The following is a 13,246-nucleotide window of genomic DNA, read 5'->3' on the forward strand; positions in this document are numbered from 1 at the left end:
AGCAGACGCGCGTAAATTCTATGGATAAATTTGAAATTTACGCGGTTTAAATTTGCGGCTAATTTTATAAAGCTTAGCCGCAAAATACTGGCGTCATTTTCAGCGCGGTAGAATAAAATTTATTTCAAAGTCCTAAAAAGCTCCACGCTATCAAGCTGCTCCCACGGATATTCGTCGTTTCCGACCTGTCCGCGTGCGGCGACGTCGGCGTAGAGGAAGCTTTCTTTGCCAGGTCGATCAAGGCCGAATTTATCGATGATCCAGCGCGGCGTGAGCGGGAATTTTTCAAGCACGAAAGCAGATAGCTCATCGTCGCTCGCCGCGCCTAAATTCGTTCCCATGCAATCGACGCTGACGCTGACGGGCTTTGCGACGCCGATTGCGTAGCTGAGCTGGACGATGCATTTTTTTGCAAGTCCCGCCGCAACGATGTTTTTGGCGATATAGCGCGCCGCGTAAAGCCCGCTGCGATCGACCTTGGTATAGTCTTTGCTGCTTTGAGCGCCGCCGCCGATCGGGCTGTAGCCGCCGTAGCTATCTACGATCAGTTTGCGCCCCGTTAGGCCGCTATCGTGAAGCGAGCTGTGATTTACGTAGCGGCCGGTCGGATTGATGTAGATGATCGTTTTGCTTTTGTCGTAAAGCTCCTTGGGAAGCCCCGCCGAATCGATCAAATTTCCGATCAGATCTCGGACGCGCTCGATACTCATACTCTCGACGCATGGCGCTGAAACCACGATCGTATGGATGCTTTGCGGTTTGCACTCCTCAAAATTGCTCTTCGTGCCGTAATCGACCGTAACCTGCGTCTTAATATCGACGCCAAGTTCGTTAGGATGGGATTTTGCGTAGGCATAAACGTGATCGCAAAGAAGCCTTGCGTAGGTAATCGCAGCCGGCATAAAATTTTTCGTCTCGCAGCTTGCGAAGCCGAACATTATGCCCTGATCTCCCGCGCCGATCTCGCCGCCCTCTTGATCGACGCCTTGGTTGATGTCGGGGCTTTGCTGATTTAAAAATACGTCCACTTGCAGATCCTGCGGATGCAGGCACTGCGCGCGCGTAAAATGAGGGTTGTCGTTGTAACCGATCTCGCTAAGCGCGCCTTTTACGATGTGGCGGTAATCGTCGTGGGTGAAATCAACCTTGGCGTTTACTTCGCCGCCGATTACTACGTGTTTTCCTGCGATGAAAACCTCCGCCGCGACGCGCCCGTTAGGGTCTTGCTTTAAAATTTCATCCACGATACTGTCTGCGATGATATCGGCGCACTTATCCGGATGTCCGGGGCTTACGACCTCGCTGGTAAATAGATACATATCTGCTCCTAATTAGAATTTCGCGCCATTTTATCCAACGAGGTTTTAAGATTAACTAAAAATTGCGAAATTTCGCCCAAATTTAAATGTGCTTAAATAAAATTTCGATATATTTCAAACGACATTTTAATTGAAAGGTAAAAAATGAGTTCAATGCAAAAATTGGTAGCCAGCTACAAAGATAAAAATCTGGTGCTGCGTATAGTTACCGGCTTGATAATAGGCGCTATTTTGGGCTTTGCTGCGCGTTCCTCGGCAGGCAGCGTTACGGCCGAGCACACTCCGCTTTTGATAAGCTTGGTAAGCCTCGCAGAAATTTTAGGACAACTGTTTGTAGGCGCCCTTAAGGCGGTCGCTCCGATTTTGGTTTTTATCTTGATTTTAAGCTCGGTGATAAACAAACAATATGGCAGCGTCAGCGGCTTAAAACGCGTGGTCGTCCTATATATCGTAGGCACCTTTTTGGCCTCGTGCGTGGGGGTGGCGGCTAGCTTTTTATTCCCGACGGATCTTGCTCTAAGCAGTGTCGGTGCGGCGGAAAAAACGGTTCCTGCGAGCGTCTGGGTCGTGCTAAAAGACCTGCTTTTTAAGGTCGTGGATAATCCCGTAAACGCTATCGCGCACGGAAACTACGTAGGAATTTTAACCTGGGCGATAGGTCTTGGCGTCGCGCTTAAATTTTGCACTAATGAAACAAAGAAAATTTTTACCGATCTGGGCGAGGCGGTAACCAAGATCGTGCAATTCGTAATCCAGCTCGCGCCGTTTGGAATTTTCGGCCTAGTAGCTTCTACCGTGTATCAAACCGGCGTCGATGCGCTGCTTGGATATGCGCGAATCGTAGTCGTACTCGTAGGCGCGATGGCGTTCGTAGCCCTCGTGGTAAATCCGCTCATCGTCTTTGCGGTGATTAAGAAAAATCCATATCCGCTCGTATTTACCTGCCTACGCGAAAGCGGCCTCACAGCGTTTTTCACCCGCAGCTCGGCGGCAAATATCCCGGTAAATTTAAATTTATGCAAAAAGCTCGGCATCAGCGACGAGCTAAGCTCGATCTCGATCCCTTTGGGAGCTACGATAAATATGGCGGGCGCTGCGGTGGTAATCGCGATCTTAGCGCTTGCCGCGGCTCATACGCTCGGCGTGCGTCCCGATTTTTGGACGGCGCTACTGCTTTGCGTGGTCTCGGCAGTCGGTGCGTGCGGCGCTAGCGGCGTGCCAGGCGGCTCATTGATGCTGATACCGCTTGCGTGCTCGCTCTTTAATATCTCAAACGATATCGCAATGCAGGTCGTCGCGATCGGCTTTATCATCGGCGTGATCCAAGACTCGGTAGAAACCGCGATCAATAGCTCCACCGACGTGATTTTTACGGCGATCGCGTCGCAAAGTATGCAAAAATAGCTCACTTTAAAATTTACCGCGATTTCCGCTAAGACGGCGGATCTCGCGGTTTTTAAAATTTTACTTATTCTTTTTTGATAAAATTATCCAAAAATTTTAAAAGGAAATCGATGAATTGGAATTTAGGCGAGCTATTTGCAAACGAAGCGGAATTCAGCGGCGCGATAGATAGCACGGCCGCGCAGGCTCGGGATTTTGAAGCTAAATTTAAAGACAGGTTGCACGCTCTTAGCGCGGAGGAATTTTTAGGCGCGCTTGAGCTTTATGAGGGTATCAGCGAGCAGATCGGCAAGATAATGAGCTTTGCGCATCTAAGATTCGCGCGAGATACGAGCCTTGGGGCGCAGCAGGCTAAGACGGAGCAGGCTTGCAACGACATTTCGCAGAGCCTACTTTTTTTCGAGCTCGAGTTTAACGAGCTTGACGCCGCAAAACAGGACGAGTTTATCGCAGGGGGCGGGAGATTTAGATATTATTTGAGCCTGCTTAAGCGGCGCAAGGCTCACCAGCTAAGCCTGCCGCAAGAAAGCGTGCTTTTAAAAACTTCGCCAGTAAGCGGCGAGGCGTTTTCGCGGCTTTTTGACGAGAGTATGGCGCGGATGAGCTTTGATTTTCGCGGGCAAAAGCTCGGCGAAGAGGAAATTTTAAGTCTGCTTCATAGCTCCGATCGCGAGGTGCGAAAGGATGCCGCAGCCTCGCTAAGCGCGGTGCTTCAGCAAAACTCCCATCTGCTTGGCTACATCTACAATATGATCAAAACCGATCTTAAAATTCGCTGCGAGCTGCGAGGTTACGATAAGGCCGAGGCGGTGATGCACGAGGAAAATCAGATAAACATCGCAAGCGTCGATGCTCTGATCGCAGAGGCGGAGCGAAGCTTCGATCTAGTCGGCAAATTTTACGCCAAAAAGCGCGAAATTTTAGGCTACGACGCGCTATATGATTACGACAGATACGCGCCGCTTAGCGGCGATGAGAGCGAGTTTAGCTTCGAGCAGGCTAAGCAGATCGTGCTAGCGGCGTTTGAAAAATTTAGCCCGAAATTTAAGCAGATCGCGCTGATCGCGTTTGAGCGAAACTGGATCGACGTGATGCCCGCGCAAAATAAGCAAAGCGGCGCGTTTTCGCATTCTGGCTCGTGCGATACGCACCCTTTCGTGCTTTTAAATTTCACGCGCAAGCGCCGCGACGTATTTACCCTCGCGCACGAGCTGGGGCACGCGATACATCAGTATCTAAGCTATGGAGTGGGCTATTTCAACTCTTTTACGCCGCTGACGACGGCGGAGACCGCGTCGGTATTTTGCGAGATGCTGGTGTTTGATTATATGCGCGAAAATTTTTCAAATTTAAAAGGCATGTCAAATTTAAAAAGCGCCGCCTCGGACGGCTCGCAAAATTTTAAACGCGACGCTTCGCAAGAGGCTCAGGGCGGTGAAATTCCAAACGAGCACGCCGTAAAACGCGCCGCCTCTCAAGGCTCTGCTGGTTCGTGTGAATACGCAGCGAGCGATACAGATACGCCCTCGCAGACCGCAAGCGATAAGGCCGCGCTAAGAGCGATGCTTGCGGCAAAGATCGAGGATATCTTCGCCACGCTTTACCGCCAGATCGGATTTACTACTTTCGAGCGGCGCGTGCATGCAAGCGCGGATGAGTTAAGCACGGGGCAGATCGATGAGCTTTGGATGGAGGAATCGCGCAAGATGTTTGCGGGCGAGCTGATCTTGCAGGATCATTACAAAAGCTGGTGGAGCTACATCCCGCACTTCGTCCACTCGCCGTTTTACTGCTACTCCTACGCCTACGCGCAGCTTTTGGTGCTTGCGCTTTACGGGCTGTATAAGAGCGGTAAGCTCGAAAATTTCGTTCAAATTTACACCGAGTTTTTAAGCTCGGGTGGCAGCGATGAGCCGCAAAAGCTAGTGGCGAAATTCGGGTTTGACATCAATAGAAGCGAGTTTTGGCGCATCGGCATAGAGCAGGTCGCGGCGCTTGTAGATGAGTTTGTGAGGGGTTAGGATGATAGATAAAATTTTAAAAGACGATAAATTTATCGCTGCGAGCAGCGCAAATATAGGCGCGGTTTTGGACTACGTTTTGGCTCTTGGATATGGATTTGGCATCGTTGCGAGGACTGATCAGATAAAATTTGACCCGCCGCTGCCGGAAGAAATTTTAAAAAGCTTCAAAATGCCCGCGATCTTTTTGCAGCTGGAGGAATACACGCTTTCTAGCGCACATCTTAGCAAGGATGAGCTGGTTTTCGAGGCGGGCTTTGGGCCGCAGGATTTTGCAAGCACGCTTAGTGTGCCGTTTTATGCGGTATTGCAGATCATCGTGGACGGCAAGCCCATCGCGGTAAATTTTTCCCAGCCCGAGTCCGAGTGGCTTAAGCGCGAAAAATCGCGTAAAATTTTCTCAAAATGAGCGATATTTTAGAAGGTCTTAATCCCGCTCAGCGCGAGGCTGCGAGCCACGTGGACGGAGCTATGTTAATCTTAGCGGGTGCAGGCAGCGGTAAAACCAAAACGATCACCGCGCGCCTTGCCTACTTGCTCTCAAACGGCGTGCCTGCGGAAAATACTCTCACGCTTACGTTTACGAACAAAGCCGCCGCCGAGATGCGCTCGCGAGCGCTTAATCTGATAAGCGGGTTAAATTTAAGCAGCGTGCCGCTTCTGTGCACCTTTCATAAATTCGGACTTCTGTTTTTAAAATTTCATATTAGCGAGCTTGGGCGCAGCGCAAACTTCCAAGTAATCGATACCGACGATAAGAAAAAGATCATCAAGGGCTTTGAGATAAATTTGCCCACGTCGCTATTGGCGGCTAAAATTTCAACCTACAAAAATTCTCTAATCGGCCCTAAAGATATCGACGAGCTTTTGAAGGGCGAGGACGATGAGCTAAGCAGGATGTATAGCGGATTTTACGCGCACTGCGCTAGAGCATACAAGCGCTACGAGGAGTATTTGGCGGCGAATAATCTTGTGGATTTCGATGATCTGCTGATCTTGCCGTATAAAATTTTAAGCGCGAATGAGCGGCTATGCGATGAAATTTCGCGCCGTTACGCCTACATCACGGTCGATGAGTATCAGGACACCAACGACATTCAATTCAAACTGCTGCAAAAGCTCTGCACCGCGCACGAAAACCTCGTAGTAGTGGGCGATGACGATCAGAGTATCTACGGCTGGCGCGGCGCGCGGATAGAAAATATTCTAAATTTTAAAAATCAGTTCTCAAACGTAAAATTTATCAAACTCGAGCAGAATTACCGCTCCACGGACGAAATTTTAAATGCCGCAAACGAGCTCATTTCGCATAACAAAAACCGCCTCGGCAAGAGCCTTACTAGCATGAACGGCGGCGGCGAAAAGATCGAAATTTTGCGTTCGGACGAGGAAAGTATCGAGGCGGCAAAGATTGCAGAAGTTATCAAAAAGCTGCTTTCAAGCGGCGTAGCGCCCTCTCAAATCGCCGTGCTTTACCGCGTAAACGCTCTTTCGCGCGCGCTGGAAGAGGGGCTGAATCGAGCCAAAATCCCGTACAAAATGGTAGGCGGCGTGAAATTTTACGAGCGAGCCGAGATCAAGGATACGATCGCCTATCTGCGCTTAGTAAATGACGAGCACGACGACTTTTCGATGAGGCGGATCATAAACGTGCCCAAACGCGGCATCGGCAAGGTCTCGCTGGCAAAGCTCGAGGAGCTTTCGCGCCTACGGCTTATCAGTCTATTTGACGCTTTTAGCGAGCCGGACGCGGGGCTTAGCGCCAAGGCGGCGCAGGCTCTAGCGGAGCTTAAAAGCGGCATCGCTTCTATCTCCGCGCTAGCGGATACGATCAAAAAAATAGACGCACTGGAGCCCGCTTTCGGGCTAAAGGCCTACTATGCCTCGCTTCCGGACGGCGCCGATCGCGTTGCAAATATCGACGAGTTTTTGGCGATGCTGAAGGATGAAGCGAGCAATAAGCCCGATTTTGATCTGGCGGAATTTTTAAACGAGCTGAGCCTTCTTAGCGATCAAGACGCTATCATGGGCGATGCGATAAATATAATGAGCGTGCACGCCAGCAAAGGGCTTGAGTTTTCGCACCTTTTCGTAATCGGACTGGAGGAGGGCTTTTTCCCGCTTTTGGGCGACAGCAATGACATCGAGGAGGAGCGTAGGCTCGCATACGTAGCGATTACGCGCGCTAAACGCACTCTCACGCTTAGCTTTGCCGCTAGCCGCTTTTATCGCGGTAAGCGCGAGAGGCTCGATGTTAGCAGGTTTATAGCCGAGGCGGGTTTGGTAGCCAAAGAGCCGCCGCGCGAGCAAAGCAGCGGCTTTAGCAAGGGCGAGCTGATCAAACACAAGCTATTTGGGATCGGACAGATCACGGCGGTAAACGGCGACCGACTCACTATAAATTTCGGCGGAATTTCGCGCGTGATAATGTCGAATTTCGTGGAAAAAGTAGGCTCTTATGAATAGATTGTTTTTGGCGGACAAGCCCGCGGGCATCGGCAGCAATAAATTTTTAAGCGCTCTTAAACGCAAATACGGCGTGAAAAAGGCGGGTTTTAGTGGCACGCTCGATCCCTTCGCAAGCGGCGCGCTGATCGTGGCATTCGGGCAATACGCGCGCTTTTTTAGGTTTTTGAAAAAGGAGCCTAAAGTCTACACCGCGACGCTGTGGCTAGGCGCGCAAAGCCCAAGCGGCGATAATGAAAACATAGGGCGCGTGGAGCAAATCCCGCCGCTTTCGCGCGAGGTTTTAGATGCCGCGATGGCGCAAATGCGCGGCGAGATAAAATTTATACCGCCCGCTTTCAGTGCCAAGAAAATTGACGGCGTGCGCGCATACAAGCTCGCTCGCGCGGGCGAAGAGGTGAGCTTGAAAGAGAGCTCGATGCGGGTTTTTGATGCCGAAATTTTAAGCTACGCTCATCCCTTCGTAAGCTTTCGCGTTGCGCTTAGCGAGGGCGGCTACGTGCGCTCTTTCGCGCAAATTTTAGCAGAAAAGCTAGGCGTTACGGGTACGCTAAGCGCGCTTAGGCGAGAAAGCGAAGGGGCTTTTTGCTTGCAAGATCCGCGCTTTGCGGACGAGGCGGCGCTAAATCCGCTCGAGTTTTTGGACCTCGCGCCGAACTTTTACGACGGCGACGCGCGCGACGTGATCTTGGGCAAGAAGCTCGCCGCAAAGGATCTGGCGAGCCGCGCGGACGGCCGCTACCTGCTTATCTGCGGCGATTTTTACTCGATCATCGAGATTGGCGCGGGCGAGATGCGCTATCTTTGGAACGACGTCCCGATCGCAGGCGGCGTGTTTTAAGCCGCGGCTACAGCCTGCGGCGGAATTTTGATCGGGCGGTTCGAGCTTGAATTTTGAAGCGATCATAAATACGGCGCGTTTTAAATTTACTCGCATAGCGCGCCGCCATGTGCGGCTAAATTTTATCACGAGCGGCGGCGGGATTGCGCTCTTTCGTTGCGCACGGATCGTAAATCGGCATCGGGCGGAGTAAATTTAAAATTTAAACGCGGCTAGCGGCGTTTTAATTTGCTTTTTGCCGCGCGATGGCGACGCGCCGCGAGATTAAAATTTGACGATTTAAAAAGCGCGCAGGCTGGAGCTTGGTGCCGCGACAAGCAGTCTTTGCCGAATGAAATTCCGGCTTGCGTTAATGCGTAGTCTGCACCGATGGGTTTGATTTTGCGGCGCACCGCTAAGCTAAATTTACGACTTAGCGCGGCGCGGCTAGATTTTGATAGCTTGGAATTTTTAATCGCTAAGATAGATTTGCGCGCTGATTAGAATTTTAATCGCGCCAGATGGGCTTGCCGAGGGTTAAATTTAACGCAAACGCGCCAAAGCATAGAAGGAGTAAAATTTGAAGGCTTATGCAAAGATCAATGTTTTTTTAAAAGTCGTCGGCACGCGCGGCAGCTACCACGAGATCGCCTCGCGCTTCGTGCTGCGCAGGGAGCTTTTTGATGAGATAAGCTTCGAGCGCGCGAGCGGCTTTGCGCTTGAATGTGGCGCCGCGCAGATCGAGGACAATATAATTTTAAAAGCCAAGGCGGCGCTTGAGCAGGCGGGCTTTGCGCGTGAGCTTGCGGAGTTTTTCGGCTCGCACAAGATCGTGCTTAAAAAGCAAATTCCGATCGGCGCGGGTCTTGGTGGCGGCAGTAGCGACGCGGCGGCGTTTTTGCGGCTTGCAAACGAGGAATTAGGCTTAAAAATTCCGCGCGAGCGACTTACCAAAATCGCGCAAAATATCGGCGCGGACGTCGCGTTTTTTGTTAGCGGGCTTGAGGCCGCAAACGTGCGCGGCATCGGCGAGATCATCGAGCCTTTCGAGGACCGACTGCCCGCGATCGAAATTTTAACGCCCGCGATCTTTTGCTCCACCGGCGCGGTTTATAACGAGTTTCGCGCAAGCTTCATGCAAAACATAAACGCCGCGCAAGCGCAAGAGATGTTGCGTTTAAGCAGCGAGCAGCTGCTGACGAAATACGACGGCCCCCGATTAAACGATCTTTTCGCGCCGTGCATAAAGCTATATCCGCAGATGAGCAAGTATCGCGATATGTTTCTAAGCGGCAGCGGCAGCAGCGTGTTTTTCTTAAAATAAGAATTCCAAGGCGCGCGGTTAAAATTTAAAAGCTAAATTTAAAGATAAAATTTAAAATTCGCTCGCCCGCTTTTAAATTTAAGCAAAAACGGGCTAAGCTTAGGACTAAATTTAGAAGGAAAAAGATGAAAGAACTGAGTAAAAATCGCAAGGCATTTCACGATTTTACGATACTTGAAAGCTTTGAAGCGGGCATCGTGCTAAAGGGCAGCGAGGTCAAAGCCCTGCGCGCGGGCAGAGGCAATCTCAAAGATAGCTTTTGTCGCGTGATCCGCGGCGAGCTGTTTTTGCTAAACGCGCATATCAGCTATCTTGAAAGCACAAACGTTCACTTTCGTCCCGACGAAGGAGCCGCACGGAAGCTTTTGATGCACCGAAAGCAGATCGACAAGCTGCTTGGCGCGGTTAGCAAAGAGGGCCTTACCATCGTGGTTTTATCGCTGTATCTGAATGATAAAAACCGCGTAAAGGCGCGTATCGCTTTGGCAAAAGGCAAAAATTTGCACGACAAGCGCGAATCGCTAAAGCGCAAGGAAGCCGACCGCGAAGCGCAAAGTGCGATGAAGCGATACGACAAGCATTCATTTTAAATTCACAAAACTTTGGTTAAAATGCGGGCTTAAATTTAAACCCGAAGGAAATTGAATGAAAAAATTTTTATCATTGTGTTTAGCGGCCTTTATCTTAGGCGGCTGCGGAGATGACGCAAAGAGCGAGTCTGGCGCAAATTCCAAAAGCGCCGCCTCGCAAAGCCAAAACGCAGACGAGCGAGGCAAAGGTAATCGCATAGGCGGCGAGGATAGCGCGAGCGTGCCTTTTACGCCGTTTAAAACGGGCGAGCGCCTTACGCTTAAAAGCGTCGTAGGCGGCGAGGTAACGATCGAGCGCACCGAAAAGGGCTTTAAGCTCGCGGACAGCGATAAAATTTTAATGTTTGATATTTTCGGTACGTATTGCCAGCCGTGCCGCATCGAAGCGCCGCATCTGATGGACTTTCAGCTAAAAAATTCCGCAGATTTTCTGATGGTTGGGCTAATCTATTTCGAGGATATTACCGATGCGCAGGTGATCGAAAATTTTACGAAAAAATTTAACGCGTATTATTTCATCTCAAATTCCAAACAAAACGAGCGCATAGTAGGTCAAATTTTAAGCGACATCGATTATCGTCACGCGCTTTCGATCCCCTTTAAAGTGATGTTTAAAGACGGCAAATATCAAAGGCTGACCGACATCAACGAGGGCGATGAAAGAGGCAAGCCCTATTATTTGGGGATGGTCAGCGCCGACGTGATAAAAAGTGATTTTGCCAGGATAAAAAATGGCCAATAAAACCGGCGTGCAGATCCGCACTCGCGCCAAAACAAAATCCTTCGTGCCGCGCCCGTATAAGGTGATCTTACTCAATGACGACGTGACGACGATGGATTTCGTGGTTTATATTTTGATGGATATTTTCGCAAAGAGCTTTCAAGATGCGGTAGATTTGATGATGAAGGTTCATAAGCAGGGTCGCGCGGTTTGCGGCGCGTATCCAAAAGAGATCGCCAAAAGTAAGCAAGAGGCGGTTTTGCAAGCGGCAAAGGCCGCGGGATTCCCGCTTAGATGTGAGATCGAAGAGGATTAAAATTTAAAGGGAGAATATGTTAGGATTTTTTCTAAATAAACATTTTGAGCAAGCAATAGCCGTCGCCAACGACGGCGAGGACGAGTACATCACCACTTCGCACGTAGTTTATGCGATTTTTAAATACAACAAGCCATTTCACGGGCTTATCGTTAAAACGGTTCCGGATATAAATTATCTAAACATCTTGGATAATCTGGGCGGGCTTTTGGATATGATGCCCAAATCAAACGGCAAATCGCCCATTCAGACATACGAATTTAAGGAAATTTTAGCCGAGTTTAGCAGCGCCAAAGAGCCTAGAAACGAGCTTGATTTTATACTTAAAATTTTACGCGATAAGGAAAACGACTGTACTAAAATTTTAAATCACTACGGCATAAACGATGCGGTATTTGAGCTGATCGTAGGAAGATACAAGCCCGCTTTCGATCGCAGAGACGAGTATGTCGCGCGCGACGAAGAGGCGGCAATTAGGCTAAACTCATACGACATCGACGAGATCGCGCACGCGATAAATTACAACGATAAGCAGAAAGAGTGGCAAAATACCGAGTTTGAGCCGACATTTGAGAACGAAAGGCTCGCCATAAACGAGCGCGACATTAAAAAAGACTCGCCCAGCTCGCTATATACGCTAAATTTAAACAAAGCGGCGCGCGAGGGCAAGATTGATCCGCTCATCGGGCGCGAAAAAGAGATCGAAAAGACGCTGCAAACCCTCTGTCGCCGCAAGAAAAACAATCCGATCCTAGTAGGCGAAGCGGGCGTGGGCAAAACCGCGATCGTAGAGGGCATCGCGCTTAAAATCGTCGGCGGCGAGGTACCGCAAAAGCTGAAAAACAAAGAAATTTACGCCCTCGATGCGGGCGCATTGATCGCAGGAACTACGCTGCGCGGGGAGTTTGAAGAGAGGCTAAAAGACCTTATAGACGAGTTTAGCACCAATCAAAACGCGATTTTATTTATCGACGAAATTCACACGATCGTAGGCGCAGGCACGGGCAACCGCAACGAGCTTGATATGTCAAACATCCTAAAACCGGCGCTTGCGGGCGGGAGCCTTTCGCTCATCGGCGCTACGACATACGGCGAATATCGATCGTTTTCGCAGGACAAGGCGCTTAGCCGCAGGTTTTGCAAGATCGACGTGAGCGAGCCTAGCATCGACGATAGTGTCGAAATTTTAAAAGGGATCGCCAAAAAGTATGAGGAATTTCACGACGTGAAATTTAGCGACGAAATTCTGCGCGAAAGCGTAACGCTTGCAAAAAAATATCTAAGCGATAAATTTCTACCCGATAGCGCCATCGATCTTATCGACGAGACGGGCGCGAGCTTTGCTTTTAAATCGCGAACGGCGCCGATTCAGATCGGCAAAAACGATCTCATAAATACTCTTTCCGTTAGCGCAAATATCGCAAATTTAAGCCAGACCGTCGATAATCGCGAGGTTTTGAAAAACCTCGAAGCCAACATCAAATCCGAAATTTTCGGTCAAGACGAAGCGGTGCAAAGCCTCTGCAAAGCGCTTCTGCGCTCATACGCGGGACTCGGCGCCGAGACATCGCCGATCGGCGTATTTCTGTTCGCGGGCAGCAGCGGCGTCGGCAAGAGCGAGCTTGCGAAGGTCTTGGCGAAGTATCTCGGAGTGCATTTTGAGCGCTACGATATGAGCGAGTATATGGAGGCTCACAGCGTCTCAAGGCTCATCGGCGCGCCTCCCGGATACGTGGGCTTTGAAAACGGCGGAATTTTAACGAACAATATCAAAAAGCACCCTTACAGCGTCATTTTGTTTGACGAGATCGAAAAAGCCCATCCTAGCATGACCAATATCTTTTTGGGGCTTTTCGATAACGCGAGCCTGACCGATAACAACGGCGTTACGACCGATTTTAAAAACACGATCGTGATAATGAGCTCAAATTTAGGCACGAAAGAGGCGCCTCAGGTGGGATTTACGAAGGACGAGAGCTACAAAATCGATAATGCGATTAAGAGCTTTTTTGCGCCGGAGTTTCGAAACCGCATCGATAAGATCATAAATTTCAACCGCCTAAGCACCGAAATTTTAGAAAAGATCGTGGATAAAACGATCCGCGAGCTTGAAGCGGGGCTGAAAAACGTAAAATTTAGCCTAAGCAAAGCGGCGAAAGATTTTATCATCACGCGCGGCTACTCCGACGAGTTCGGCGCGCGAAACCTCAAGCGCGAGATCGGCACGCAGATCAGCGACCGTATAAGCGAGGAGCTGCTTTTCGG

Annotated in this window: 11 protein-coding genes; 10 read left to right on the forward strand and 1 reads right to left on the reverse strand. The window is 50.0% G+C overall.

Annotation, left to right across the window (positions count from 1 at the left end):
- Window positions 1-119: 119 nt before the first annotated feature.
- Entirely contained in the window at window positions 120-1,319 is a 1,200-nt protein-coding gene (gene metK, locus Q0438_RS09685) for a methionine adenosyltransferase (RefSeq protein WP_299190463.1), read from the reverse strand.
- Between the two features lie 144 nt (window positions 1,320-1,463).
- On the opposite strand from metK, the gene sstT reads away from it, so the two are divergent.
- From sstT to Q0438_RS09735, 10 genes are all read left to right on the forward strand, one after another.
- The gene (sstT, locus tag Q0438_RS09690) at window positions 1,464-2,723 is read left to right on the forward strand and encodes a serine/threonine transporter SstT (RefSeq protein WP_299190465.1); all 1,260 of its coding nucleotides are present in this window, start codon (window positions 1,464-1,466) and stop codon (window positions 2,721-2,723) included.
- Window positions 2,724-2,833: 110 nt separating this feature from the next.
- Window positions 2,834-4,744: a M3 family oligoendopeptidase gene (locus tag Q0438_RS09695; RefSeq protein ID WP_299190467.1), complete on the forward strand. Its 1,911-nt coding sequence runs from the start codon at window positions 2,834-2,836 to the stop codon at window positions 4,742-4,744.
- Window position 4,745: 1 nt separating this feature from the next.
- Window positions 4,746-5,153 carry a hypothetical protein gene (locus Q0438_RS09700; RefSeq protein ID WP_299190469.1) on the forward strand — a complete coding sequence of 136 codons (408 nt, stop codon included), beginning with the start codon at window positions 4,746-4,748 and terminating at the stop codon, window positions 5,151-5,153.
- On the forward strand, window positions 5,150-7,210 hold the full coding sequence (locus tag Q0438_RS09705) for an ATP-dependent helicase (protein WP_299190471.1): 2,061 nt from the start codon (window positions 5,150-5,152) through the stop codon (window positions 7,208-7,210). The genes Q0438_RS09700 and Q0438_RS09705 overlap by 4 nt, the downstream gene beginning before the upstream one ends.
- Window positions 7,203-8,051 (forward strand): tRNA pseudouridine(55) synthase TruB, encoded by an 849-nt coding sequence (gene truB / locus Q0438_RS09710; RefSeq protein WP_299190473.1) that lies wholly within the window; start codon window positions 7,203-7,205, stop codon window positions 8,049-8,051. Before Q0438_RS09705 ends, truB begins: the two co-directional genes overlap by 8 nt.
- A gap of 559 nt (window positions 8,052-8,610) precedes the next feature.
- Window positions 8,611-9,354: a 4-(cytidine 5'-diphospho)-2-C-methyl-D-erythritol kinase gene (locus tag Q0438_RS09715; RefSeq protein WP_299190474.1), complete on the forward strand. Its 744-nt coding sequence runs from the start codon at window positions 8,611-8,613 to the stop codon at window positions 9,352-9,354.
- 125 nt (window positions 9,355-9,479) lie between these two features.
- Window positions 9,480-9,944, forward strand: coding sequence for an SsrA-binding protein SmpB (smpB, locus tag Q0438_RS09720; RefSeq protein ID WP_299190476.1), 465 nt, complete (start codon window positions 9,480-9,482; stop codon window positions 9,942-9,944).
- 55 nt (window positions 9,945-9,999) lie between these two features.
- Window positions 10,000-10,686 carry a TlpA family protein disulfide reductase gene (locus Q0438_RS09725; RefSeq protein ID WP_299190478.1) on the forward strand — a complete coding sequence of 229 codons (687 nt, stop codon included), beginning with the start codon at window positions 10,000-10,002 and terminating at the stop codon, window positions 10,684-10,686.
- Window positions 10,676-10,981, forward strand: a complete 306-nt coding sequence (locus Q0438_RS09730) for an ATP-dependent Clp protease adaptor ClpS (protein WP_299190480.1) — start codon at window positions 10,676-10,678, stop codon at window positions 10,979-10,981. The genes Q0438_RS09725 and Q0438_RS09730 overlap by 11 nt, the downstream gene beginning before the upstream one ends.
- Before the next feature lie 16 nt (window positions 10,982-10,997).
- On the forward strand, window positions 10,998-13,246 hold a 2,249-nt coding region (locus tag Q0438_RS09735; protein WP_299190482.1), incomplete at its 3' end, for an AAA family ATPase.

The sequence above is a fragment of the uncultured Campylobacter sp. genome (genome assembly GCF_938030785.1).
Classification (GTDB): Bacteria; Campylobacterota; Campylobacteria; order Campylobacterales; family Campylobacteraceae; genus Campylobacter_B.